This window comes from Desulfofarcimen acetoxidans DSM 771 (assembly GCF_000024205.1).
Lineage (GTDB): Bacteria > Bacillota > Desulfotomaculia > Desulfotomaculales > Desulfofarciminaceae > Desulfofarcimen > Desulfofarcimen acetoxidans.
In genome coordinates, this window is record NC_013216.1 from 3421139 (window position 1) to 3447589 (window position 26451).

The 26451-nt window shown below is 40.6% G+C and carries 26 protein-coding genes; 9 read left to right on the forward strand and 17 right to left on the reverse strand.

Features of this window, described 5'->3' with window-relative positions:
* Nucleotides 1-17 precede the first annotated feature (17 nt).
* The 6 genes from grpE to DTOX_RS15655 all read right to left on the reverse strand — a co-directional run bounded on the left by grpE (nucleotide 18) and on the right by DTOX_RS15655 (nucleotide 7178).
* Nucleotides 18-632: a nucleotide exchange factor GrpE gene (gene grpE, locus DTOX_RS15630; RefSeq protein ID WP_015758654.1), complete on the reverse strand. Its 615-nt coding sequence runs from the start codon at nucleotides 630-632 to the stop codon at nucleotides 18-20.
* 2 nt (nucleotides 633-634) lie between these two features.
* Entirely contained in the window at nucleotides 635-2212 is a 1578-nt protein-coding gene (locus tag DTOX_RS15635; protein ID WP_015758655.1) for a TCP-1/cpn60 chaperonin family protein, read from the reverse strand.
* A 21-nt stretch (nucleotides 2213-2233) separates the two neighbouring features.
* Nucleotides 2234-3271 carry a heat-inducible transcriptional repressor HrcA gene (gene hrcA, locus DTOX_RS15640; RefSeq protein ID WP_015758656.1) on the reverse strand — a complete coding sequence of 346 codons (1038 nt, stop codon included), beginning with the start codon at nucleotides 3269-3271 and terminating at the stop codon, nucleotides 2234-2236.
* Between the two features lie 121 nt (nucleotides 3272-3392).
* Nucleotides 3393-4691 (reverse strand): radical SAM family heme chaperone HemW, encoded by a 1299-nt coding sequence (gene hemW, locus DTOX_RS15645; protein WP_015758657.1) that lies wholly within the window; start codon nucleotides 4689-4691, stop codon nucleotides 3393-3395.
* A gap of 115 nt (nucleotides 4692-4806) precedes the next feature.
* Nucleotides 4807-6615 (reverse strand): translation elongation factor 4, encoded by a 1809-nt coding sequence (lepA, locus tag DTOX_RS15650; RefSeq protein WP_015758658.1) that lies wholly within the window; start codon nucleotides 6613-6615, stop codon nucleotides 4807-4809.
* Between the two features lie 50 nt (nucleotides 6616-6665).
* Nucleotides 6666-7178, reverse strand: a complete 513-nt coding sequence (locus DTOX_RS15655; RefSeq protein WP_015758659.1) for a hypothetical protein — start codon at nucleotides 7176-7178, stop codon at nucleotides 6666-6668.
* 219 nt (nucleotides 7179-7397) lie between these two features.
* Between DTOX_RS15655 and DTOX_RS21635 the strand changes: the two genes are divergently transcribed.
* A complete protein-coding gene (locus tag DTOX_RS21635) occupies nucleotides 7398-7856 on the forward strand; it encodes a hypothetical protein (protein WP_015758660.1) in 459 nt (152 codons plus the stop codon).
* 123 nt (nucleotides 7857-7979) lie between these two features.
* Here DTOX_RS21635 and spoIIP read toward each other — a convergent pair whose 3' ends face one another.
* Nucleotides 7980-9014, reverse strand: a complete 1035-nt coding sequence (gene spoIIP / locus DTOX_RS15665; protein ID WP_052292963.1) for a stage II sporulation protein P — start codon at nucleotides 9012-9014, stop codon at nucleotides 7980-7982.
* Between the two features lie 198 nt (nucleotides 9015-9212).
* Here spoIIP and DTOX_RS15670 point away from each other — a divergent pair, with 198 nt between their 5' ends.
* Nucleotides 9213-10112 carry a copper amine oxidase N-terminal domain-containing protein gene (locus DTOX_RS15670; protein ID WP_015758662.1) on the forward strand — a complete coding sequence of 300 codons (900 nt, stop codon included), beginning with the start codon at nucleotides 9213-9215 and terminating at the stop codon, nucleotides 10110-10112.
* A gap of 52 nt (nucleotides 10113-10164) precedes the next feature.
* On the opposite strand, the gene DTOX_RS15675 is transcribed toward DTOX_RS15670, so the two are convergent.
* Entirely contained in the window at nucleotides 10165-11256 is a 1092-nt protein-coding gene (locus DTOX_RS15675) for an HD-GYP domain-containing protein (RefSeq protein WP_242652629.1), read from the reverse strand.
* Between the two features lie 326 nt (nucleotides 11257-11582).
* On the opposite strand from DTOX_RS15675, the gene DTOX_RS15680 reads away from it, so the two are divergent.
* From DTOX_RS15680 to DTOX_RS15695, 4 genes are all read left to right on the forward strand, one after another.
* A complete protein-coding gene (locus tag DTOX_RS15680) occupies nucleotides 11583-12647 on the forward strand; it encodes a hypothetical protein (protein ID WP_015758664.1) in 1065 nt (354 codons plus the stop codon).
* A gap of 30 nt (nucleotides 12648-12677) precedes the next feature.
* Nucleotides 12678-13430: a PRC-barrel domain-containing protein gene (locus DTOX_RS15685; protein WP_015758665.1), complete on the forward strand. Its 753-nt coding sequence runs from the start codon at nucleotides 12678-12680 to the stop codon at nucleotides 13428-13430.
* 169 nt (nucleotides 13431-13599) lie between these two features.
* On the forward strand, nucleotides 13600-14790 hold the full coding sequence (locus DTOX_RS15690; RefSeq protein ID WP_157862983.1) for a VanW family protein: 1191 nt from the start codon (nucleotides 13600-13602) through the stop codon (nucleotides 14788-14790).
* Between the two features lie 334 nt (nucleotides 14791-15124).
* Entirely contained in the window at nucleotides 15125-15385 is a 261-nt protein-coding gene (locus DTOX_RS15695; protein ID WP_015758667.1) for an aspartyl-phosphate phosphatase Spo0E family protein, read from the forward strand.
* Between the two features lie 45 nt (nucleotides 15386-15430).
* Here the strand turns inward: DTOX_RS15695 and DTOX_RS25425 are convergent, their stop codons facing one another.
* Nucleotides 15431-15553 (reverse strand): helix-turn-helix domain-containing protein, encoded by a 123-nt coding sequence (locus tag DTOX_RS25425; RefSeq protein ID WP_157862985.1) that lies wholly within the window; start codon nucleotides 15551-15553, stop codon nucleotides 15431-15433.
* A 414-nt stretch (nucleotides 15554-15967) separates the two neighbouring features.
* Between DTOX_RS25425 and DTOX_RS15700 the strand changes: the two genes are divergently transcribed.
* Nucleotides 15968-16462, forward strand: coding sequence for a cation:proton antiporter regulatory subunit (locus DTOX_RS15700; RefSeq protein ID WP_015758668.1), 495 nt, complete (start codon nucleotides 15968-15970; stop codon nucleotides 16460-16462).
* Between the two features lie 2 nt (nucleotides 16463-16464).
* Complete coding sequence (locus DTOX_RS15705; RefSeq protein WP_015758669.1) at nucleotides 16465-17682, forward strand: cation:proton antiporter; 1218 nt, start codon at nucleotides 16465-16467, stop codon at nucleotides 17680-17682.
* A 271-nt stretch (nucleotides 17683-17953) separates the two neighbouring features.
* Here DTOX_RS15705 and DTOX_RS25430 read toward each other — a convergent pair whose 3' ends face one another.
* On the reverse strand, nucleotides 17954-18202 hold the full coding sequence (locus tag DTOX_RS25430; protein ID WP_157862987.1) for a toxin-antitoxin system HicB family antitoxin: 249 nt from the start codon (nucleotides 18200-18202) through the stop codon (nucleotides 17954-17956).
* Between DTOX_RS25430 and DTOX_RS15710 the strand changes: the two genes are divergently transcribed.
* A complete protein-coding gene (locus DTOX_RS15710) occupies nucleotides 18123-18374 on the forward strand; it encodes an AbrB/MazE/SpoVT family DNA-binding domain-containing protein (RefSeq protein WP_015758670.1) in 252 nt (83 codons plus the stop codon). The two genes, DTOX_RS25430 and DTOX_RS15710, sit on opposite strands and share 80 nt — an antisense overlap.
* A 146-nt stretch (nucleotides 18375-18520) precedes the next feature.
* Here DTOX_RS15710 and DTOX_RS24920 read toward each other — a convergent pair whose 3' ends face one another.
* The 7 genes from DTOX_RS24920 to DTOX_RS24930 form a co-directional block, all read right to left on the reverse strand.
* Nucleotides 18521-19012 carry a type IV pilus twitching motility protein PilT gene (locus DTOX_RS24920; RefSeq protein WP_278184559.1) on the reverse strand — a complete coding sequence of 164 codons (492 nt, stop codon included), beginning with the start codon at nucleotides 19010-19012 and terminating at the stop codon, nucleotides 18521-18523.
* A gap of 29 nt (nucleotides 19013-19041) precedes the next feature.
* Complete coding sequence (locus tag DTOX_RS24925) at nucleotides 19042-19536, reverse strand: type IV pilus twitching motility protein PilT (RefSeq protein ID WP_278184560.1); 495 nt, start codon at nucleotides 19534-19536, stop codon at nucleotides 19042-19044.
* 491 nt (nucleotides 19537-20027) lie between these two features.
* Nucleotides 20028-21098, reverse strand: coding sequence for a type IV pilus twitching motility protein PilT (locus DTOX_RS15720; RefSeq protein WP_015758671.1), 1071 nt, complete (start codon nucleotides 21096-21098; stop codon nucleotides 20028-20030).
* A 76-nt stretch (nucleotides 21099-21174) separates the two neighbouring features.
* Nucleotides 21175-22788, reverse strand: coding sequence for an InlB B-repeat-containing protein (locus DTOX_RS15725; protein WP_015758672.1), 1614 nt, complete (start codon nucleotides 22786-22788; stop codon nucleotides 21175-21177).
* Between the two features lies 1 nt (nucleotide 22789).
* On the reverse strand, nucleotides 22790-23227 hold the full coding sequence (locus DTOX_RS15730) for a prepilin-type N-terminal cleavage/methylation domain-containing protein (protein ID WP_015758673.1): 438 nt from the start codon (nucleotides 23225-23227) through the stop codon (nucleotides 22790-22792).
* Nucleotides 23228-23265: 38 nt separating this feature from the next.
* Nucleotides 23266-24807, reverse strand: a complete 1542-nt coding sequence (locus DTOX_RS15735) for a DUF7305 domain-containing protein (RefSeq protein WP_015758674.1) — start codon at nucleotides 24805-24807, stop codon at nucleotides 23266-23268.
* Nucleotides 24808-25986: 1179 nt separating this feature from the next.
* The gene (locus DTOX_RS24930) at nucleotides 25987-26376 is read right to left on the reverse strand and encodes a competence type IV pilus major pilin ComGC (RefSeq protein ID WP_278184595.1); all 390 of its coding nucleotides are present in this window, start codon (nucleotides 26374-26376) and stop codon (nucleotides 25987-25989) included.
* Nucleotides 26377-26451: the final 75 nt, after the last annotated feature.

Genomic DNA, 26451 nt, shown 5'->3' on the forward strand with positions numbered 1-26451 from the left:
TTCTCTATATTTAATAATTAGACTGACTTAGCCACCTTAACCATCGCCGGTCTGATTACCTTATCCTTGAGCATATAGCCTCGCCGCAGTTCCGCTGCAACTGTATTATCGGGAAACTCAGACGTCTCTTCCTGCATTACTGCTTCGTGCTTGTTCGGGTCAAACTGCTCTCCGACCGCTTTAATGGGACAAAGGCCTTCTTTCCCCAGAACTTCGTTAAACTGCCTGTAAACCATTTTCATGCCCTCCATAAAAGACTCCTGAAAGGCTTCTTGATTGCCTTCCTTGACCTGAATACAGAGCGCCCGTTCAAAATTGTCCACTACCTGCAGTAGGTTAAGCAGCAGATGCTCTGTCACATACCTGGCCAAATCTTCTTTTTCCTGCTTGCTGCGGCGGCGGAAATTCTCGAAATCAGCCTGCATTCTGAGCAGTTTATCGTAATAATCCTGTGCCCTTACAGTCTGCTCCCGCAGCCTATCCTGCAAAACCTTGGGATCTGCCGAAGCTTGTTCATCCGGCTCGAGCACTTCCACTTCCGGCTCCACAGATTCCTGCTCCTCTTCATTTCCTTCCGCCAGGGTTTCCACAACCTGCTCCTCTTCCCTTGCTTCCTTGTCTTTAGTCACCATGCTCACCTCACCGTCATATCTGAAACACTGTTTAAATCTGGACTTTTATACTCTTTCATTTTAATAATGGTATCTATCCTCAAAATAGCCTCGGCAATTTCCCCCGCGGCTTTTAAAGCATAAGTTTTAACAGGCGCCGGATCTACCACTCCTAAAGCAAGCATATCAACCACCTGCCCGCTGTCGCAATGAACGGCCAGTGAAGTGCTGCCGCCGGCAGACTGGGCAGCCATAACATCCCCCAGCTTTTCCAAGGGGTTAAAGCCGGCATTGGCCACAATCTGGGCCAGCGGGCGCTGCAGTGCCTCTACTACGCAATCAATGCCATAAACAGCCATGCCGCTGACCTCGCCTCGCATTTTCTCCACCATGCGGGCGGCGGCCAGTTCCAGCGAGCCTCCCCCGGGAAGAATACCCCCCTTAACGGCTGCCTGCACGGCAGAAGCGGCATCTTTAGCAATACGCTCCCGCTCGCCCACCACTTCAGCGGTAGCCGCGCCAACCAGCACGGTGGCCAGCGGCTTGCCCTTGCCTTCCAAGATCCAGACCTGCTCCAGCAGCTCATCCTCCTGTACCCGCTCGGCTTCTCCCAGAAGTTTGACCAGCTGCTGCGGGTCTTTTTTCAGGCCGGTTCTTTTAATCATAACCGCTCCCGTGTGCTCGGCCACCTTGCGCAGCTCACTGTGAGCCACCCGCTGCACCACCATAACCCCGGTATCAGTCAACATTTCCTCAGCTATATCAGCTACTCCCCTGTCTGTAAGCACCAGCCCCACACCTAAAGAGATAATCTTTTGCAAATTGTTCTGAAATTCAGCCTGCAGTTCCAGGTAGTGCCGAAAACCCGCCTCTGTGGTCAGCGCTTCCTCTTCGATAGATTCCGCTTCCAGCGCGTCATCCAGCACCAATACCCGAACAGAACTTAAAACTCTGGGCATCTGCCGGTTCATAGCTTCCTTATTAATAATTACGCCCATAAAAACCTGGTTCAAAGCACCTTCTTCAGCCACCACGGCCTCTGACAGTTTAAAGGATTGCTTGAGCAGTTTTTCCCGGCCGATCAAACCGGCTGCCTCCACTACAAGTTCGGCAATATCCTCATGCTCACGCCCGGCTACCAAGGCAACCTGACGCAAAACCGGGTCAGTGAGGCTCTCCACCGCCCTGGTTTGCCCCTGCATGAAACTGAGAGCCCGCTTGATGCCGGCACGCAATCCCTCAATGACTCTGGCTGCCGGAACACCCTTGACTACCTGCTCAACACCTTTGCCCACCAAAGCACCGGCCAGCACGGCGGCAGTCGTGGTACCGTCTCCCACTTCCTCCTGCTGGGCCCTGGCTATATTGATCAGCATGCGGGCCGCCGGATGGTTGACTTCCATCATGGTCAGAATAGTAACACCGTCATTGGTAATCACTACATTACCGAATTTGTCGACCAGCATAGTATCCAGACCCCTGGGGCCCAGCGTGCTCTCCACTGACGAAGCTACCGCCCTGATAGCATCGGCATTGGTAATTAAGGCCGACAGTTTTTCATCAACTTCCGCTCCGGCACTGGCCTGCTGTTTGAGACTCAAAGCTGTTCCCCCCTGTGTTAATTAACCTCCGCGCAGCATTCTCTCCAGAGCATCGGATAAGCTTCTGGTTAAAAACTCCACCACGCTGACTGTCCTGGCATATTCCATCCTGGTAGGACCTATGATGCCGATACGTCCCATCATCTTACCGCCCATCTGGTAACCTGAAGTAACCATACTGCAGCCTTTAATTTCATCCTTATTGATTTCCCCACCGATGCGAACTGTCACTCCTTCATTAGACACATCAGACATCAAATCACATAAAAGCTGCTCTTGTTCCAAAAGGCTCAAAAGCGTTTTGACCTTATCAATATTTTGAAATTCAGGTTGATCTAAGATATTAAATACCCCGCCGAGGTAAATTTTATCCTTTTTTTCCACTGTCAAACTCTGTTCCATCAGTTCCATAGCCAGGTTCAGAACCTGCTTATGTACGGACAGTTCCATATAGATATCTCTGATCAGGCTAAGTTTGATACTCTCCATATTTTTGCCCTGTAATTTGGCATTTAAAACCTTTGAAATAATATCCAGATCACTTTGTTTGATATTTTCCGCCACTTCAATCATGCGGTGGTTAACTGTACCTGTATCCAACACCACCAGCACCATAGCCTGGGTGGGACTCATTAAGACCAGTTGTATATACTTAAAGGAGCTGACGCTTACACTGGGTATCAATACCAGGGATGTGTAATTGGTTAATTGAGTCAAAAGCTGTCCGGTGCGCTGTATAACCTGGCCGACATCTTTGACCTTCTTATCGTACTCGTCCAGAACAAGCTGCTCTGCTTCCTCACTCATTTTCTCGTTCTCCATCAGGTAATCTACATAATACCTGTAACCAAGATCAGAAGGTATTCGGCCGGATGAGGTATGAGGCTGTTCAATCAGGCCCATATCCTCCAAATCAGTCATTTCGTTGCGTATGGTAGCAGGGCTTACACCTAATTTGTACTTGCGGGCTATGGTTCGGGAACCCACCGGTTCGGCAGTCAATATATAATCTCTTATAATGGCCATGAGGATCCGTTGCTTTCTCTCATCCATCTTCATCCGGTTCACCCCCTTTGTTAGCACTCTATGCTGCTGAGTGCCAACCTTAATATAAAAAATAGCACTTGTAAAATTATTTGTCAAGAGTTTAGAATAAGTTAGTTTCATTTAGTTTATTCTCTTAGACAAACTCTCTGAAAACTATATTGGCCAAGGGGAGTCCCTCCTCTGTCAGCCGCAGGAAACCGTTTACTGTTTCTATTAAGCCAAGGCCGGTTAGTTTTCGGATCTGGCGGCTGTACAAGTCTTCCACTCTGACAGCAAAGCAGCGGGCAAAGGCTTCCAGGTCCAGACCATTTAACATTCTGAGTGCCAGGAAAATTGTTTCGGATATTTCTGTTTCCAGACTGATCACTTCACTGCTCTCCAATGGAAGTTGGCCGGCTGCCAGTTTTTCGGCGTAGGTTTTCAGATCACCGCTGTTGCTGCAGCGGATCTTATTTAAGTAGGAATGGGCTCCCGGCCCTATGCCCAAGTACTCACCGTGCTGCCAGTATAATATGTTATGGCGGCAGTATTTGTTCGAACGGGCAAAGTTGGATATTTCGTATTGCTCAAAGCCTGCTTCTTTAAGAAAGGTTCCGGCATACCGGTACATGGCCAGCTCGGCTTCCTCTGTGCAGGGTTCGATATGGCCAAGAGTTACCGATTTCTCCAGGGGAGTTCCCTCTTCCAACTGAAGTCCATATAGCGAAAGGTGCTGCGGATTCAGGTCAATTATTTGTTCCAAGCAGGTCTGCCAGCCCTGCATTGTCTGACCGGGAATGCCGAAAATCAAGTCCAGGTTGATATTGTCAAAACCCTGGCGGCGGGCCAGCTTTACAGCCTGCAGAGCCTCCTGAAAAGTGTGGATACGGCCCAACGTCTTTAACAACTGCGGTTGACATGCCTGTACACCCAGGCTCAAGCGGTTAACCCCGAATTCCCTAAAAAGCGCCAGGTTTTCTCCATTTACGGTTCCGGGGTTGGCTTCTGCCGTGAATTCGGCACCGGGAGCCAGGGGCAGGGAATGTCTGAGCGTTTTTAATATTACGCTTAACAGTGAAGCAGGCAAACAGGTAGGTGTTCCGCCTCCCAGAAAAACAGAGGTAAACACAGGAGCAGCAAATTCATCATAAGCATAATTTCCTAGAGCATCAAAAAATTTCTTACGGTTTTCCGTCTGGGAACTGCTCCGGAAAAGCTCCGCATACAAGTTTATTTCTCTTTGCAGGGCTGCCGAGTAGATTTCTGCGGCGGCATTTTCATAGGGATAGGAAATAAAATCACAGTAAAGGCATTTCCTTATGCAAAATGGGACATGTATATACAGTCCCATTCCAATTTCTTCATTATATTGCGCAAGCGGTGCTGTTTTATTCGCCGCGCTTGTTGTTTTTGTTATACTTGTCATTAAAATGTTTTCCGTATGATATTTCATAATTTGTTGTTCCTCTTGCCGAACCGGATATTTTCAGCACAAACAAAATCAATCTTACCTTCCAGATCACTCTTGCCTGTCATCACCTAACTTGAGCTGTGCTTACTATAAGGTTTTACTTATCATTGATACTCAGCACAGCCATAAAGGCTTCCTGCGGAATTTCCACATTACCAACCTGCTTCATACGCTTTTTGCCTTCTTTTTGCTTTTCCAACAGTTTGCGCTTTCTGGTTATATCGCCGCCATAGCACTTGGCCAGCACATCCTTGCGCATGGCCTTAATATTTTCACGGGCAATTACTTTATTGCCTATACTGGCTTGAACCGGTATTTCAAACATCTGGCGAGGGATCAGTTTACGCAGACGCTCCACCAGAGCTCTGCCCCGATAATAGGCTTTATCCTTGTGCACAATCATGGACAGGGCATCCATTACTTCCCCGCCGATCAGTATATCCAGCTTAACCAGGTCAGTCTCTTTGTAGCCGGCCAGGTCGTAATCCAGCGAGGCATAGCCCTTGGTGCGGGATTTCAACTGGTCATAATAGTCAAAGATAATTTCACTTAAGGGCATTTCGTAAATCAACATTACCCGTTCGGGGCTAAGGTATTCCATATTTTTAAACTCGCCGCGCTTTTCCTGGCATAGTTCCATAACCCCGCCGACAAAATCCTTAGGCACCATGATAGTGGCTTTGATAAAAGGTTCCTCAATTTTAACCAGTAAATCCTGCGGGGGCAGGTTGTGGGGGTTCTCCACCCGGAACACATCCCCGGAGGTAGTGGTCACCTGGTAAACTACATTGGGCGCGGTGGTAATCAACAGCAGATTGTATTCCCGCTCCAATCTTTCCTGTACGATTTCCATATGCAGCAGGCCTAAAAAGCCGCAGCGAAAACCAAAGCCCAGCGCCGCTGAGGTTTCCGGCTCATAAACCAGGGCGGCATCGTTTAGCTTGAGCTTCTCCAGAGCATCTCTTAAATCTTCATAATTGACCGTTTCCACCGGGTAAAGACCGCAAAAGACCATGGAGACAGCTTTGCGGTAACCGGGCAGCGGCTGGGCGGCGGGCCTCTCCGTGCCGGTAACCGTGTCACCTACCTGTATATCCTTGACATTTTTAATGCTGGCAGCGAAATAACCTACCTCACCCGCATTAAGCACACCTGTATCAGTCATGGCAGGCTGAAACATGCCCACCTCATTAACCTCCATTTCCTTGCAGGTAGACATCAAGCGGATATTCATGCCTTTCTTAATTATACCGTTCACTACACGCACATAAGCGATAACACCCTTATAAGGGTCATAGTGGGAATCAAAAATAAGCGCGCTGAGCGGAGCGTCGGTTTCCCCTTTGGGCGGGGGGATTTTCTCCACAATCTGCTCCAGAATCTCCTCCACACCCAAACCGGTTTTGGCCGAAGCATATACAGCGTCACCGGTATCCAAACCGATCACTTCTTCAATTTCCTTTTTAACCCTTTCAGGCTCTGCACTGGGCAAATCCACCTTGTTGATTACAGGAATAATCTCCAGATCATGCTCCAGAGCCAGGTAGACATTGGCCAACGTCTGGGCCTCTATACCCTGTGCCGCATCCACCACCAGCAAAGCCCCCTCGCAGGCAGCCAGGCTGCGGGATACTTCATAGCTGAAATCAACATGTCCCGGCGTATCAATTAAATTGAGCAGATACTGTTGCCCGTCTTTAGCCTTATAGCTAAGGCGCACAGCCTGGAGCTTAATAGTTATACCCCGCTCTCGCTCCAAGTCCATTTGATCGAGAACCTGCTCATCCATCTCCCGCTCTGTCAGTGTTCCGGTATATTCCAAAAGCCTGTCGGCCAGAGTTGACTTACCGTGATCAATATGAGCAATAATACAAAAATTTCTTATCCGGTCGCGACTATACTGCATGAATTTTCCTCCTATCCAGAACGACCATAAAAACCCTTTATATTATATCATTATCTTATGATGTCCTCAATAGAAGGGATATAATTAGAAATCGGCACACGTGACGAAACAAATTCCTGATATCTTTTTAAAAATGTTGTGCAGACAACATCCACCCTCCAGGTAACCTGACAAACCAATTGCTGATACTTGTACAATAATTTTTGCATCATCTCCATTATACTTAAGCTCTTCTCTTTTAGCTCAGCCACAAAGGCATGATATTCTTCACCTGGCTTCAGACCAGTAATCTTACCGGTATAACCGTTAAGCAGCGAAACCTGTCGCAGGCACTCTCCGGCCAGCCCGTTAACCTCTTCTTTATCCGGAAGCTTTATATACACCCCTTCGCCCAGTATCTTTATACGGTAATGCCCCTCACCCAGCTTCTCTGCATAAAGGGCATGCACATTCTGCCCTGCAGGCAGCATATCATTTAGATGAAACAAGACCAGCTGCACACCCCAAAATAATCCCCCGAAAAAGAGCAGCAGGCTGGCTTTGACAGCCATTCTTCTACCCATGCATAAGGCCCCCAAGATTTTTTACTTCTATACTGCTCAACTTGAGAAAAATTATACATTTAATTTAAAAACTACTTTCACTAATAATAATCACCATATCATTCTAAAATTTATCTGCAAAGGTAGGAATAAGTTAATTCAGGTCGAATTCTAACATATAGTTAAAACAAAAATTGGCGCAATTATATAAATAGCAACAACCCGGCAGCAGCAGCCTTAATGACCAGGATGAATTATAGAAAAAAAGAAGCTATAAAAGTTAAAGCAGCTATAGCCAGAATGATTGCTCGTATGCAATTGGATCAAGCTAAATCAGCATTAATAACCATTTTCTCAGATACATATATACCTCTGAATGAGGATGAAAGACTGGAGTTTCATAATATATTGTATAAGGAGATGAATCAGTTGGAGGTGGAGAAGTATATGGAATATACCACTTACTATCATACACAAGGCTGGATAAAAGGTAGAGATGAAGGTAGGGCTGAAGGTAGGGCTGAAATGCTTGTAAATTCCTTCAAAAAAAAGTTTGGTACCGAACCTCAAGGCTTAAGGGATAATCTTCTAAAACTTTCCCCTGAAATACTGGATGATTTAATCTATACGCTTTTTACCAGCAATGATGCACAGCACTTCTTGCAAATGGTTGAAAAAGAACTGACAAAGAATCAATAAAGTTAATGAGTTTTGCATATTAGCTATGTTATATATCAACTGAGACATAAAATAATAAGTGTAACTTATCTTATTACAGAACCGATAAAAGCGTGGACAAATTTGTCCACGCTTTTATCCTCACTAATCATTTTTATTTATCATACCGGCCAGCACATCCGCCACGAGTCCGGCCGAATAAAGGGCTTCATCCGTAGTATTGTCAACACTGCCGATTTCCAGCAGTATGGAATTTGAGTGCAGGTGCTGGTTGTAGCGGCCTTCCTTAACTCTGACACCCAGAGACAGGCCCGGATAAAGCTCATTCATCCTGTCTGCCACCCTTTGGGCAAAATCACGATTTTCCTCCCAACCCGGAAAAGGAGACCTGGCGTCGGAACCCACCACGATCATCACTCTTGCCGCCTTTTCACCTTTTATCTCTACCATAGTCTGTTCCCGGCTTTTCGCCGAATCACGGTGAATATCCAGCACAAGCTGCAATTTAGGGTTGCGTGCGATCAAATCACGGGCTACCTTTTCTGATTCCAGGTAAGCATTATTGTACACCTCATCATTGATACGATCCGAGATAGCCGTTCTTATGCCGTACTTTTCCTCCAGCACCTTTTTTAAAGTAACCGCTGCTTTTGTTACACCTCCCCTTTGACCTTCCAGGCGGTCCACCCCGTCAGTCAGTGCATAGGTCTCACCTGTATGAGTGTTGTAAATTGCCACCAGACAGTCCTTGCTCAATTGAACAGTTTTCTCCTCATCGGCAACAACGGGCAAAGTAACATCAGGTTCATTTTCAGGCGCCTGCACTTTACTCAGCAAAGGCAAGCCCAGGCTCATAATATACTGGGGGCCGCGCAAATCCACTCCCGGCAGATAAACAGCAAAAACATTCTTTTTTCCGGACTCGTCCACACTCACCTGACCAACACCGGAAAGCACCGGCATTGCTATACTCATCAGGCTAAGCGGGTTGCGTGTCAACCAGACCGAAAACCTATTCATACCGCCTAGCATATACGGGCAGCAAAACCGGACTGTAAAACCAAACCCGGCACTAAGCATCATAAAAAGCAGCATATATGCAATCAGCCTGGAACCTTTCCCATTTTTAAAACGGCGGCGGCTCCGGCAGCCTAAAGAAGACGGATAAATAAAAATCACCCCTCCCATTATATGCCATAATATATGTCGGGATCTAAAACAGTATGAGAAAATTTTTCCGGTCTTTAATGTGAATTAAGGAATGGGAAAATATAAGCACTATAGAAAACGTAAAGGAATTATCCCAATAACGTAGAATACTAACCTATATAAAAGATATTTTACGTCAAAGGATAATTTAAGCCGAAGGAGAAAAGAATGCGAAAGATTAATCTAATATCAGTTTTTGTGATTCTTTCCATATGTTTTTTCTGTTCAAATGCCAGGGCCGGCGAGATAAAAATAATTGTCAACGGACAAGAACTGATTCCTGACACATCGCCTGTCATCTATGGCGGCAGCACCCTGGTGCCGGTAAGATTCGTAGCCGGGTTATGCGATGCCGGTGTAGACTGGAATGAATCAATCGGGGTGGCTGAGATCACCAGAGATGATCTGAAGCTGGAAATGTATACAGACGGAACTGTATTAAAAAACGGCCAACCTGTCTCGCCTGGCGTACCCATAGCAATTGTTGATAATCGCTTAATGGCACCCTTAAGATTTATAGCGGAAACCTTCGGCCTGACCGTTAACTGGGACAGTGAAAACAGCGCAGTGCATATTGACTTCCCTCTGGGCTCAAAATATAGCCCGGTGCCGGCTAACCAAACATTCCGCACTCCGGAGGGTTTCGAAATTACTGTAACAGGTTTTATTTATGGTGATACGGCCTGGAACATAATTAGAAAAACCAGTCCGAGGTTAAATGATAACATACACAAAAAACCGGACAATGATAATAATTATGTACTCATAACTTTAAAAATCAAAAACAAAGCCAGTGCCGAGGCGCGCCCTCTGCTGGATTACGCAAAGTTTAAGCTTATGGGCTCCTCCAAAACAATTTATTATCCCAGTGACAAAGAAGTTTTCTTATTTAACTATCATCCCAATGAAACCCCTTATATAGTGCTGAACAGCTATCTTACAAGGGATAAGGAGATTAGCAGGAGTGTTACCTGGTATGTACCCAGAACAGAAGACAATTTTATGTTAATCTGGGATGCGGATCCCGGTTCCGGTTATGATAAAAAAACTTATTTTAAAACTCAGTAAAAAAATAGTACAGCAGAAAAAGATGCAAATAAACATGCCTTTAGAATCAGTTTTAATATTTATCAGCGAACTTTCTAAACGAGGGCAGTATAGTTATATTACGATGCTCTAAGAGTGAGATTTCTATCTGTTCATCTACCGGTTCCAAATTATCTGTAAAAAGAATCCTTACTTTAGGATACTGCGTGTATCCCGGTAACGTTTCAATTACAATAGCAATTTCACCCGTACTCAGCTTAACAACAGTTCCCGCCGGGTAGGCAGCTATGTTTTTGAGAAATTGATTGATAATTTCCTGCTTAAACAGGCAATCACCCGAACCCAGGATCATCTCATAAACCTCTTGAGGCGGAACACCTTTCCGGTAAATTCTATCAGCCGTGAGAGCATCATACATATCAACCATCCCGACAATTTGCGAAAATAAATGTATCGCCTCTCCCTCTAATCCTCCGGGATAACCTTCACCGTTATAACGCTCGTGATGCTGTTGGGCAATCAAAGCCGAATTTCTGCTGATGTTAGTGTCATTACTAAGAATATTGAAACCGTTACCAGGGTGCAGCTTTATTTCTTCAAACTCCTGAGGTGTTAATTTTGCCGGTTTGTTTAATATAGAAAGGGGAACAAGCATTTTACCAATATCATGGAAAAGCGCACCAATAGCCAGTTGAACCAATTGACTGCGGACCATGCCCATACTTATACCAGTCAATACTGACAGAACACATACATTGACAGAATGTGCATAAGTGTAATCATCCATAGTTCTGATATCAATCAAATTCACAATTAAATTATTATTATCCAATAATTGATCAATAATATCATATACCAGAGATAACGTTTTCTTGCTCGCTAAAATGGAAGCACCACAACGTTTTGATTGGCCTTCATTATGGGTTGTCATTATGTCCTTAACATGCTTTATAGTGTCAATCCGGGTTTTATCAGAAATGATATCATTCACTTCAATATCAGGTAACAAACCGTCATCAATATAAAGTGATACAATGCCTAAACGATAAAGTTTATCAATATAATTTCGTGTTAAGATTACACCTCTATTTAAAAGCACCTGTCCACTACCGTTAATAACCGGTTTTCCTACCTTTTGTCCCGGTTGTAGCGCATATATTGGCACCCTGCGCAAATTGAATCACTCTTTCCTAGTTGTTAAATTTTGAAACTATTACATATTTCTTTTCGATATGTCACTAAAATATCCTTCCCAAGCTACAAATAATTTACGGCTATGAAAAAAGCCAATCACCTTTCTATGATTTGAGATGAATCAAGCGGAAATCCAGCCAATGTTCTTTAATCCGAATTTTGATATTTATAGCAGGTTAACTGAATAATTACCGCCATTTATAGGGATAAGGTGGCAATATGTCGTATTCTGTGTTATCATACATTTAGAAAATTAAAACATCTTCAGCTTACGATATATCATTAAGGAGGGCTTTGATGTGGGTTTATTGGCTTACCCTGGCTGTTGTTGCAACATTGCTTTATTTTACCTGTAATAAATTCTTTTCTCGAAACATTACCGGGCTATCTATAGCTGTCACGATTATTTTAGGGGCATTATATCCTTTATTAATAAATAAGTTCTTCCTCTGGCAGGTTGCAGTTATATTTATTTACTTCCTGGCTTTTATGGCAGTGTTGATAGTAAAAAGAACCGATTATTTTTTTCGGGAGCATAATTGCACTGAAGCTTCAACCCAGCATAAAATATCCCAATCAGCAGATATAACAGACACAAATAAAGAACTAGAACCAAGCATAATTAAACCTCTGGTTGAGGAGAATACCCCGGCGGAGTTAACAGTTGCTTTTGAAATCGAAAACTCATCAATTGATTACAATGATAAAATTGTAGAAATATTAGAGCCAGAAACTACGCAAGAAGATAACCGGATAAATGAACTACTTGTAAATTCAGTAAAAAACAGCTTAACTGAAGAATTGCCGGGCAGTCTTAACCATGAACATACCAATGACCTATGGGATAAAATAGAAGAAAAATTTATTGATTTATTTGATAATTATATTCTTGATGATCTCTACCGGGAAATAAAGCTTTCTATAGGAAACATCATTAACCCTGGACAAGCAGAATCTCATGATGATGGCACTGTTGAATCTAAAGATGAAATTTCAGACACTACCGATTTGCTTATTGAAGGGATGCGCCTGGTCAAACTTAAATTTTATCCTGAAGCCATACGAAATTTTCACAAGGTTATAAACTCCGATTCCAGTCCGGATCAATTTTATCTTGCCGTAGCCGAGTTGAGCACGGTTTATCAAAACTTAGGATTATATAAGCCGGCATCAGATATCATATCCATATTGATTGAACACCCTAAACTTCAAAATCACCCTGGTAAAGCTATTCTGGAGCAAAAATTAAAATTCATTTTAAGCTTACTAAGCCTTTTAGAAACAAATAATCTTGGGTATATCTCCTACGAACAAGTTCCTGATAAAATACGCAGCAAGGCCTATGCTAATTCACTTTTATAATGTAATTTTTAAAATGGAAGGGGAATTTAGGTGAAACTAAAGAATCAAATTGTTGGCTTGCCTGTTTTAAGTATCACAGAAGTCACAACCCTGGGAAAGATTGAGAATCTACTAATTAATCCAAACAGTGGCTCCGTTGATTATTTGATTATTGAACCGAAGCAGTGGTATATGGAGCGTCGTTTAATCTCCTTTAAGGATGTTGTCTCTATCGGCCAGGACGCTCTAACCACTGAAACCGGGTCTAACCTCACAAATGTCACCTCTGTACCGGCAGCCATAGATTTATTGAATAAGTCTGTTGAGGTAGTCGGTTCCAAAGTTATCACCCAAAAGGGGCGTATCAGCGGTTCCATTGATGAAATAAGCATTGATGAAGAAACAGGTAAAATTGTTGCCTGTAGCTGGATACCGGGCAATAATAAGAAAAAACCGGGCCTTTTCCCGGCCAGTCTTGTAATTACTTTCGGTAAAGGCATGCTGGTAGTTGAAGAAGACTTCGAGGCTGCTGTGGTCGAAAATATTGAAGAGACTGAGAGCGAAACTAATAAAGCTGATTCTGCTGAAGACATGGATGAAGCTTTGTCTGGCAACAAAGATCCTCTGAATTTATTTGAGGAGAAGCAAAAACAATATTTGATTGGCCGCACCGTTACTGCAAATATACTATCCGATGATGGTGAGATTATAGCCGAACAAGATCAAAAAATAACCAAAGAAATCCTGGACAAGGCTGTTGAAGCTGATAAATTTGTTGAGCTAACCCTGAACAACCGTGAATAAAACCAGGCTAACCTCCAAGGTTATCCTTATTACGGTTTTTCAATTAATAGTATGTATCAGTCTGTCCAGCTTTGCACTAAAGTTTTATTACAGCAAGGTGGTTTTACCGGGCATTACTGTACAAGGCGTCAATATCGGAAGCCTAACATATAGTCAAGCAGTAGAAAAATTGAAACAGGATCTGCCATATCCCTCCCCAAAAATGATATTGCAAGTTGGTCTCATTAAATACGGTGAGATTCAATATACAACTGATTACGAAGCTACTGTAAGAGAAGCTATAAAATACAGTCAGAAACTCTCTTCACGACAAATTATAAAACTAATGTTTAGCAACACCAAAACCCATGACTTTGTGCTCACAAAAACATATAACGATAAAATTCTGAATGAAATACTGGACAAAGCAGCCTCTCAGTATTACGAAGCCGTTCAAAATGCTTATATATCTTTTGATGAAAAAACTGCCACAGTATTTCAGGATACTTATGGTAGAAAATTAGATAAAGAGGCTTCGATACAAAAATTTATCAGCAGTCCTTACGGTAATACTTATTTGGCATTATCTTTTCAGATTACTGAGCCTACCAGGAAAACACCCGATTACGATGGAATAAATTCGCGGCTTTCCCTATTTGTAAGCGACTTTGATGTTAATGAAACTGACCGAACCAGGAATATTGAATTAGCCAGTGAGTCAATTAATAACGTTATTATAAGACCGGGAGAGGTCTTTTCCTTAAATAAAACTTTGGGTAAGCGTACTTCGGAGGCAGGATATCGTAAAACACTAGAAAATACTTATGACGTTGATTTAATAGCCAGCCATGAGGCAGGCATCTGTCAGGTTGCCGGCACCCTGTATAATGCGGTTTGCCGGGCAGGATTAACAGTAGTTGAAAAAAGAATTAATCCCGTACCGGTCCCATACATACCTGAGAACATGGAGTCTGTCATTGCAGATGAAAATAATGATTTTAAATTTGCCAATAACACTTCAAAAAACATTTTAATAGCCAGTCAGATTCACCAGGGAGAATTGAAGATATGCATTATGGGGCACAAAGGGTCTACCCCGGTCAGACAAATAAAAACAGAAAAAGAAAGATATGTGACAAGTCCGCCCAAACAATATGTGCTGGATCCCACACTTCCCCCCGGTCTGGTGATAATTCGCAATCCTGGCAGCAACGGCTACGCAATGAAAATATATGAGGTTATTTTGAAAAATGAGCGGGAAATTGACAGGATATTAACCGCTGCCATTGAAATTGAACCGGAACCGGAGTTGTTAGCCATTAGTCCCATGCGTTCTACAATAGCGAACCTGTTTAGAAAAGAACCTCTTAAGTTCAAATAATTTATTATTCAAAAATACAATTTAACCAAAATAAAAAGGGGTATTTTAAATACTCCTTTTTTTCTCAATAAAAAAATCTGATGAAGCTTGTTTTCTCTGATCAGGTTGCACACCGCCGCTGTGGCCCCCGCTAGTTCCAGCATAACACGAATGTCCTCTAACTGTATCCCATTACGGATGCATCTAAAAGTTGCTTTTCTTTGCCTAAAATCGCTTGCCCATCACTAAAAAGTTATTAAAAACAGCCATTTTCCATATATTACTAGAGGAAATGGCGATTCAATGTAGAAAAACTGTTTCTTGTGTGTAAATAAATTATAAAGGATACATTATTATGAACCTAGCCAAAATAATTATAAAAATCGAAAAAACCAGAAGAAAACTCAATAATGTAGGTCGCAATAATCCTGAGAAGTTACTAAAAGTAAGTCAAGAGCTTGATATTCTAATGAATCAATATTTCAAGCTAAAAGAAGATAAAACAACTTCCCAAGAAAATTATTGTCAAGAGATTAACTATGTTCCCCATAAAGAGAACGAAGTCTCTTATATTTATTGCGATCAATCTTCCACTAAATTAAATAAATTAGCCTAAAAAAACTAGCAAACAACTTTTGTTTAAGTAACGGGTATTTTATCGTTATTTATCTTGCCATTTATACTTCAGTAATGATGCAATATGGTTATTTACTGTTTTTCTGGTCATACTTAGGGTATTGGCTATCTTCTCCTGCGATAGATACGCCTTCCCCGTCTTGTTCATATGAGAGGCAGAATAGCCCAACGCATAGCATCTAAATCCGTACGAGTTTAGATGTAAATATTCTCCAATACGCCTTGAGATATACTTTATTTTCTATATTTTAATATTATTTTTAGATAAACTCTCCCGTGAGGGTTTTACTTAGGTAATAGGTAGCAAGTTTTAGAGTGTGAAATGGTTTATGTATGGAATATCTGTTTGCAACATTTCCTTTTAAAATGGTAATGATTTACAAATAAGATATATAAACTACACGACTCTGATCACAAAAGTATGGTTTTTTATAATACTGTACAAAACTTTACTGTTTATAATATAAAAATTTAATTTAATTTAATTTATTACTAATAATGGTTTAAGAAGACCAACAATAATGATAAAATAAATATAAATTAGTAATAAGGGGCTGTTTTTATGTCTTTGATAAAAGAAACTGATCTTCCGGGTATTGGTAGAAAATTTCAAATTAATAGTCGCAGTGGTGACAAGTTAGTAATCGTTGTTCACGACGATGGTCGACGCGAAATTCATCATTTCGATAACGACGATCCCGAAGAAAGCATCTCGATGGTTACATTGGATGACACCGAAGCACGTCGTGTGGGTGGTATACTTGGTGGAATGGCCTATATACCAAAGGCATTAGAATCAGTAGATGTGGCATTTGATGATATGGTATTTGAGTGGTATAAAGTTGAACATGGTTCTAAGTCCATTGGTAAAACAATTGGGGAACTGCATGTTCGCAAAAAAACAGGAGCTATGGTTATTGCAATAATAAAAAAAGACCAAAAGATTATTAACCCCGGTCCCGAAAATGCCATTCCTGAAGGAGCGGTTCTGGTTGTGATCGGTCTTAGGCGACAAGTAAAAGCATGTAAAGAACTAATTTTGCACGGGAGTCTTTAATTATGCATAGCAATATCCTGTTTGAAATTGGTCTTGCTCTATGTATTGTAGCTGTTGCAGGACTCATGGCAGCGCGATTGCGATTCTCCATAGTACCATTGCTTATTTTAGCCGGAATGGCTGTTGGCCCTCACGCACCAGTCATCGGCATACTTGACTTTCGTTTTGTTGAAAGTGCACCGTTAATACAATTCATGGGACGTTTGGGTGTTCTTTTTTTACTGTTCTATCTTGGTCTTGAGTTTTCCGTTGGCCGCTTATTAAAAGCAGGCAAATCTATATTTTTTGGCGGAACAATCTATATGCTTATTAATTTTTCTCTGGGAATGGCTCTTCCTTTTTTGTGGGGTTGGTCAATTCGTGAAATCTTAGTAGTTGCCGGTATAATTTCAATTTCTTCAAGTGCTATTGTTGCCAAGCTCTTGGTTGATTTAAAAAGGACTGTTAGGGCTGAAACAGAGATGATACTGGGACTAATGTTATACCAGGATGTATTTGTAGCAGTTTATCTCTCCGTCGTTTCCGGTCTGGTTCTAACCGGTTCGACCTCACCCAAAGGTGTCTTGATATCTGCAAGCATAGCTCTGGGATTTATGCTAGGCTTTATATTAATAGGACGTAAACTAGCCCCCCAAATTAATAAATTACTAAACGTACCTTCAAACGAAATTTTTATGCTTATCGTATTTGCATTGCTTACTCTGGTTGCTGGTATTTCTGAAACTATTCATGTTGCAGAGGCCATAGGAGCTTTGCTGGTGGGATTAGTTCTGGCGGAAACAGATCATTTTGAGCGTATAGAGCATATTGTGGTTCCTTTTCGAGATTTTTTTGGTGCCCTCTTTTTCTTCAGTTTTGGTTTGAGCATAGATCCTCTTTCACTAAGCGGTGCTATATGGCCATCTCTGGCGGCAGCTATAGTAACAATAATTGGCAACTTTATTAGTGGATTAATAGTTGGCAGAAAGGCCGGTTATTCACATCGTGGCTCTACAAATATAGGATTAACCATTACATCAAGAGGTGAGTTTTCAATCATACTTGCCAACCTTGCAAAGGCCGGTGGATTGTTACCGATTTTACAGCCCTTTGCCGCACTCTATGTTCTTATACTTGCCATTTTAGGCCCATTATTAACAAAGGAATCTAAATGGATATACACTAAGTTAGCCAAAGTTTTCGGATGGCCAGCTCTTAGAGAAAAGAAAAGTAATTTCTAAAAAACACCATTTACATAGAATCACATTGTTAAACTCAGCTCTCAATATGTTTTCACTATAACCCGGCAAATTCATCATATTAACGTGAGCAGTATTAGAATCCGGTGTGCCGCCCAGGTTTTCCCCGGAATAGCTAAAACTAATACGGTTGAAGGTTTTTGTGCCAGTTGATCTAACCAGTCTCACGTTAAAACCGACTTTTTAAGCAGGTTACTAAAAAATAATAATAGAAGCCCGGACGATGAATAAACTAAGCCTATTTTTAACTCACCTAAACTGAAATTTTTCTACCAATCCCCATACTAATTAAGTGCGATACGAACTGGTTTGCACTAACACCTTCCTTTTTAACCGTTTCAACAACCATCCTATACAGGCTTTTAGGAATTCTCAGAGTAATACGACCATTATATTCATAACCAAGAAAGAGGTTTCTTAATATGTTCGGTGTGAGCGAAGAAGTTAAAGTAGGTACGAAAAGCCAAGTGGTGATACCGGCTAAAATTCGTAACAGTGCCAAAATCGGCCCGGGGGATATTTTAATTATTTCCAGTGATCGCAATAACCGCATTTCCCTTATGAAGAAACCGGATAATTGGTCTCAAGCAGCCTTTGGCTGTTGCAAGGGAGTTTGGGGAGATAAGTCACTTGAATACCTAGAGAAAGAGCGTACTGAATCATGGGAGGAATAGAAAATTTTCTTGGGCATTATAGGAAAATAGCTTTTGATACAAATGTGTTTATCTCTGTGTTTGCTATGGAGTCGCTTGGTACTAAAGTAGTGCCAATAATTGATGCAGTGGCTGATAAAGGAATAAATCAAATCATTACTTCTGTCCTAGTTTTTTCTGAATGTGCAGTTAAACCATATAGGAAGGCTAATTGGGCCCCCCTTGACCAGATAAAGCTTATGTTTCAAATGCCTGGTTTGCAGGTGGCTATCCATTGTCTGCATGCCAAATTTGGAACCCGCCTGCAAATAAGAAAAAATCTGATGGAGCTTGTTTTCTCTGATCAGGTTGCGTACCGCCGGTGTGGCCACCAGTATTTCCATGGCTGCCAGCCATCCCCTGCCGTCAATGCGAGGCAGCAGTCTCTGAGAGATGATGCCTACTAAAGAATTGGACAGCTGCATACGGATTTGCTTCTGCTGAACCGAATCAAAAGCATCAATAATCCGGCTGACAGTTTGGGGCGCATTCATGGTGTGCAAAGTGGCCAGGATCAGATGACCGGTCTCTGCCGCGGTGACTGCAATAGAGATAGTTTCCAAATCCCTCATTTCTCCCACCAGAATAACATCAGGATCCTGCCTGAGCGCTGCCCGCAAAGCGCTGAGAAAGGTCCTGCTGTCCTTGCCTATTTCTCTCTGCTCAATGATACTTTTTTTATTATTTTTTTATTAATATGCAGGTATTCAATAGGGTCCTCCAAGGTCAGGATATGACAGCTTTTTTCCTTATTAATTAAATCAACCATGGCGGCCATGGTAGTCGACTTACCGCTGCCTGTCGGGCCTGTGATTAGAATCAGCCCGCCTGATCGGCGAGCCAAGGTTTTTACGATATCAGGAAGACCGAGAGCATCTATAGTCGGAATCTTTGTATCTAAAACCCTGACAGCAATACTCACCGCGCCTCTCTGGTAATATACATTTATTCGGAAATTACCTACACCGGAATAATTATATGAGGAGTCTACTTCACCGTTTTTCTCTAGCAGCTCCAGTTTGTTTTGATCCAGCAACTGACGGGCCATTTCCATGGTTTTTTCCGGGGAAAGCGGCGGTAAATCAAGCATGGTCAAATTTCCGTGCAATCTAAGAACAGGGGCAGAATTTGCGGTTATGTGCAAATCGGATGCCTCTTGCTTAGAAGAATGTTGAAGGAGTTGAAGGATATCCATTTTTTTTACCAACTTTCGAAGTTAGATTACCCAGATTTTATCGAAAGGAATATTTTTACTGGGGACAGACACAGGTAAAAATATGGAAAGAACAGTTTTCTCTTTCCATATTTTTGCGAGCATAACGATAAGTTATCTTATTACAAATGGATAAAAGCCTGTACAAAATTATCCACACTTTTAAATTCACTGTAAATTAAAACTGAAATGAGTCAATCTGGGTGGCTGATATCTTTTTGAGGGGATGTATTTAACATCCCTTCTTTTTATGAACCGCAATGATTTCTGTGGTTGTGGTATCAATAGCAGCAGCACTGCCAATAGAAACCAGGTCACCGCCGGAAGTAGTAATATCGCTTAGATTTTGGGCAAGAGGATTGGTTTAAAATTCAGCAGCAAAAGCAGAGGCTAAGAATTGTTCACATTATAGATGTTAGTCTTTAGAAGGTATCCTCAGATATACCCAAATAACGCAGCATAGCCTCCCGGTCCGCCGCATTTTCTAAAACTATTCGGGAATTGACCAGTTTATTATTATACAAACTTTGCAGGTGGCTATCCATTGTCTGCATGCCAAATTTGGAACCCGCCTGCAAGTAAGAAAAAATCTGATGAAGCTTGTTTTCTCTGATCAGGTTGCGCACCGCCGGTGTGGCCACCAGTATTTCCATGGCTGCCAGCCGTCCCCTTCCGTCAATGCGAGGCAAAAGTCTCTGAGAGATGATGCCTACTAAAGAATTGGACAGCTGCATACGAATTTGCTTCTGCTGAACCGAATCAAAAGCATCAATAATCCGGCTGACAGTTTGGGGCGCATTCATAGTGTGCAAAGTGGCCAGAATCAGATGACCGGTTTCTGCCGCGGTGACGGCAATAGATATAGTTTCCAAATCCCTCATTTCTCCTACCAGAATAACATCAGGATCCTGCCTGAGCGCTGCCCGCAAAGCGCTGGGAAAGGTCCTGCTGTCCTTGCCTATTTCTCTCTGCTCAATGATACTTTTTTTATTAATATGCAGGTATTCAATAGGGTCCTCCAAGGTCAGGATATGACAGCTTTTTTCCTTATTAATTAAATCAACCATGGCGGCCATGGTAGTCGACTTACCGCTGCCTGTCGGGCCTGTGATTAGAATCAGCCCGCCTGATCGGCGAGCCAAGGTTTTTACGATATCAGGAAGACCGAGAGCATCTATAGTCGGAATCTTTGTATCTAAAACCCTGACAGCAATACTCACCGCGCCTCTCTGGTAATATACATTTATTCGAAAATTACCTACACCGGAATAATTATATGAGGAGTCTACTTCACCGTTTTTCTCTAGTAGCTCAAGTTTGTTTTGATCCAGCAACTGACGGGCCATTTCCAATGTTTTTTCCGGTAAAAGCGGCGGTAAATCAAGCACGGTCAAATTTCCGTGCAATCTTAGCACTGGGGCAGAATTTGCGGTTACATGCAAATCGGATGCCTCCTGCTTAACAGCATACTGAAGGAGTTGAAGGATATCCATCTTTGTTACCAGCTTTCGAAATTAGATTACCCAGGTTTTATCAAAAGGAATATTTTTACGTACATAGACTTAGAAATCAATTCACAGCCTCACCTATCAATTGATAACTTCCATTGTGTATTATATTAGCTCCCTCAATGTAGATCTTATCATATGCTTGGATTTTTAAAAGACTACCTCCGTTAGTAGTTGCTATTTTTGCATTCCTGACATTAACGCTGTTTCCTGTTGATGTTATTGTTAAACAACTTCCTTGGGACTGAATTAAGGTATTATTTCCTGAAACATCAATTAAACCTTTTGCTTCCAGTTTAAGAAAACTTCCTCCATTAATAGTTTGGATTTTCGCGTTTGTAGCATTTATATTACCTGTTGCTGATTTTATCGTTAAACTACTAGTTTTTATTGTTACATTGACTCCTTGAGCAAAAGTAATATCCCCTTCGTTACTAACCATGCTAGCACTGAAATTTTGAGTATTTTCAATATCTACTCCAACATATATTCCTTTATCCGCCTCCCAATCCAAGAATCTATTTGACCAATTATTCATTTCTATTTTTCCCACATCTGCTGGAATAAATAGTTTTCCATTAGTTTTATAAGAACCCTTTCGTAATTGATCGACTGTAAGTTTTAGATCTCCAGATCCCTGATTGTAAAAGCCATCACCGTTAATATCAACCCAGGGGAAATTCAATTTTATTGTAAAATACGCCTTTGCGGTTTTATTTGCATCCATGGTTACCGTATGATTAGGGTTTGTATAATCCACCCCATCTATTACCCATTTTACAAATTCCCAACCAGAAACAGGTGTAGCACTCAAGGAAACTAGTGTACCATCATCATAGGCATGATTTCCATTAGACGGTTCTATAATTCCTTGACCTTCTGAAGACACCACCAATGAATACTGCTTAGTAACTGGTGGCTGGGTTATTTCCGCAAAATAAACCTTAGCTGTGATATTTTTGTTCATGTTTATCGTAGGTTTAGGATTGGTAACATCTGCATCGTTAATGACCCATTTTACAAACTCCCAGCCAGAAGCAGGTGTAACTTCTAATAAAATCTCGGTATCATCATAATAATAATGGTCTCCTGAAGATGGATTAGTACTACCTTGCCCTTCTATATCTATTGTTAAAGCATACTGAACTGAAGTTGCAGGTTGGATCATGTCTTTTTTATAATACAAAGCAAAATCTTTTAAGCTACGATAGTTATTGTAACTACTATCAAAAACAGAAATTAAAACATTGTTGAGTAATATTTGGTTATTAAATTCATACTCCTGTGCACCATTCTTACACAAAATTTTATACAATAATATAGGTTTTCCTGATTCTTTATTTATTTTAAACTGAACATCAGAAATACTATTATCAGTAATAGCTTTATCATTACTTAAAAAAGTATTGTTTTCTAATTTGAGAGTTCCATCATATCCTGTTTTATTCTCACTAGATATTTCTAATTCTCCAGCATTACGAAGCCACTTCTCCAATTCCTCATCGACTAAGCGAGCATTTTGTTGCAAATTAGCTTGTGAAGTCCCTATATTAAAGCTGTTAAAACTATAAAAATATAATGTATATGACAATACTATTACAAGACTTATTAGTGCAAGTGCAATTAATAGTTCTACAAGAGTAAAACCTTTATCATTTAAGGATAATTTAACCATGTTAGCTTCTCCCTCTTATAAAAGAAGTGAGAGTAACATAACGCTCTCCGCCTTTATAATAAACAACAATTGTTACTCTATATCCGTTGTTAGTACCAGCAGTTAATAAGTTAACAGGTTCAATACGAAATCTCATTAAATTACTATTTGCCTCAGCATATAAATCTGCTTCAGTACTTTTTTCTTGAACACTCATTTCATCATTATCTAATAATTTTGCTCTTATAGTTTCTATATTTGTTGGCCCTAAAGCAAGTAGTGCCTCCATTTTATCTGAAGCCAATGACATTGCGGCATTTCGATTTCCTGTAGAAAAAGTATTTACAAAGCTTGAGCTAAACAACGCAATAAATGCTGCTGATACAATTGATATAATTGCCATAGATACCAATATTTCAACCAAAGTAAAACCGAATTGTTTTTTTAATTTTTCATGCATTTTGTGCACCTTCTAACTCCTGCTAATGTGTATTTTTATCATTGCCATCTATAGGATGTTATACTTGTTCCTCCTCCACTTGTTCCTCCTCCACTTGTTCCTCCTCCACTTGTTCCTCCTCCGCTATCTCCGCCTTGAAATATTTCAACAGGAAATGTTCCCATGTTGGGCTGTTCGTAATAAATGAGTGCATTTCCAATACCAGATAACCTATTTACTATAATAGAACCTTTAACTTTTCCACTACCGTCAACGTATAAATGTGCATGGGGAGCATAAAGCACACGTGTATAAGCAGAAGCATCACCAGAAACTATTACTGAACTTCCACCGGTTATAAGATGACCTATAATCCCACTACTTCCTGAAATAGTAATATTAGCTGTCTCGGCAAAAAAACTCCCGACGTAACGAACATCACCACCAAAACTGGGTTCGGCAGCACCTTTATAATACATCATTACCCTACTAATATCACCACCATTATTGATGGTACTGCCATGAAGAAGTGAAAAAGAATTTTCCACATATAAAACTAATTTTCCATCTACTCCTGTATTTATTAAACTGACAAATCCCTGTTGAATAGACAAATTCCTAACACGGAGAACCTTAGTTCCTCCCCCACCTAAGTCTATTGTCAATGAAGTACCATCAGAAATCGATATGGTATCTTGATAATAGCCATCTGCTCCTAGATTTATAGTTACTGCATGATCGCCACCTAGTTGCGGGATAACCCCTATACCTTCTTCGCAAAGACCTTTGCTATCTGTTATTGTTCTAAATATGCTGGTTGATAAGTCAATAGGAAATGGTGGAAACTGCGGCTCCGGAAAAGATTTGTTTTGCGGAAGTGCCTCTATTCCATCAGGTACGTTTTCCCACGGTGCCTCCACCTGATCCCAGGGTTTTAAATTAGGATCTGGATTTGGGGAGTTACTATTTTCCGTTTTTGTCTTCGTACTTATAACATTATCAACAACGCCTCCGGAGCCAATATAAAGTTTACCGTCAATAATTCCCGTGTCCTCATAATCAAACTGTACGGAGCTTTCTCCAATAGCATTTGTACCTGTTAGACCATAAATTTTTGAACTACCTGTAAGCTTTATAGCAGGCTCATCCATAGATCCTTGCCCTAAAGCAGCAAACAAAGCCATATCAAAGGTTGGTATAACAATATTTTGTGTTCCACTAAGCCCAATTATTAAATCAACATTTTTTGTTAAACCTTGATACGTGCCATTGGAATTAATCTCAATTTGGGACGTTCCTGTTTTAGATACAGATACTTTAATGGGATAATTATCAGTTGGCTCAGTACTAGCAACCTGAAGTCCCTCTAAACTCCCGTAAAGATAGGTTGTTTCATTAAAGGTGTCTGGATTAAGCCAATTTAATGCCACTTCCACACCTGACCTGGCATAATAATATGCCTGAACATTATTGTCATAGTTTACTCCCAAGTTCCCTTCTGTAGACATTGAATAATAAAAAGAAGTGCTTAGTATTACTAATATAATCGTAAGCATAAGTACACTAACCAAAACATACCCCTTATCATTCTTAATATACATGAACTCACCCCCTATTTTCAAACTCATGAGTATAATGATGTACTTTAGGATCAAGTCTATGTTTGTTCTACATCTTTGTATATGACTCTATTAATACGCATAGGATTCTTAATATTTTGCTAACAAAATATTAAGTCAAGTAAAAAATAACGATATATATGAACTAATGAACCATAAAAATCAGTAACAACATCTATAGTATTAATGAATAATATATTTTTTTAAATATATTATTCATTTGGAATTAGTATGGATATTAGTATTCAGTCTAAATACTTAATTTACTAAATTATATCATTAATACTTTAGTATTAAAAGAAAATAACTTCATTCTGTTATTGCTGTTGTTGATTCAGAATTATGTTAGCAAATCAGGATATTAGGAATATTAAATAGTAAATGAATGAACTTGTTGATCTCAATCTACCATTGTAGTATAAACCATTTGTTCGATTTTTTTTAAAACATAAAAAATCTGCCCAGATTAGGCAAAGAATATCCATATCATTTACATAACTCCGGCTCTTCGTTATGCCCCACCATGTCCACTTAATGATTGACAATGGTAAACCGTATTCTAACATCCTTATTTAAAGCCTGCCAATGTGTGATGCAACATTTTTAACAACTTTAAGGATATACGTCTGCATTTAAGAACACTCGCAATGGAGAACTGAAACTTGACAACTACACTGCACCTGCCCTCACCCACAGCCAGATGTTTCTCCACAAGGGTGGATCTAGATACACTGTTATATTTCTTCATTAATATTCACCGAATTTAATTCATTATTAAAACTAATTATCCAGGTTTTGTTAACCGGAACATTTTTATTATGGCCAGACTCTGGTTAAAGTCTGAAAGAAATTCTTTCATGACGTTTTGTACCTTGAGCGAAGCAAAAGGAATGGATATAAATTATGAAAAAACGGTTTTCCCTTTCCATATTTTAAAGAGCATTTACTTAATTTTTCCCATCTTACTTTATTATCTTAAATTTTATTTGTTATTTTGACAAAAAAACATATGTTACCAGATCACCAATAACATAGCATAATATGTTCAAAATTTCATAATTTCCTGGACAAGAGAAAAAACCACCCAATTTTCATGGGCGGTTTGTAACGGCAAATCGTGGATAGTTAATAAGTTTAGTACCTACACTAATTTTCCTTATTTTACTCAGCTACTACATTGCCATTTGCGGCTTTTATATATTTCCCAGAGCCATCTGGTTGTATAGGTATTTCTTTTAGATAATTTGGAACCAAATTGGTAGGTACTGTCTCACCTTCAGCAGGAGTTCTTAGTGTAACACCAGTAATAGCTCCTGCGTTACTCATTACAACCTCACTAAAGGTCCCAGAGACAACATTATCAGCCATATATGCTTGAATAGCACCTTCAATTATTCTAATATTTGCAGCATTAGCCTTTTGTTTTGCAGTAGTAGTAGTTGAAGTGTACACAGGTACCGCAATCGCTGCCAAAATACCTATAATTACTACAACCACCATCAATTCAACCAGAGTGAAGCCTTTTCTGTTCTTAAATCTACCACTTATCACATTAAACAATATATTCGCCTCCCTTCTTCTTATTTTACTATTGTTATACCATCAATCAATTAGATTTAGACAATC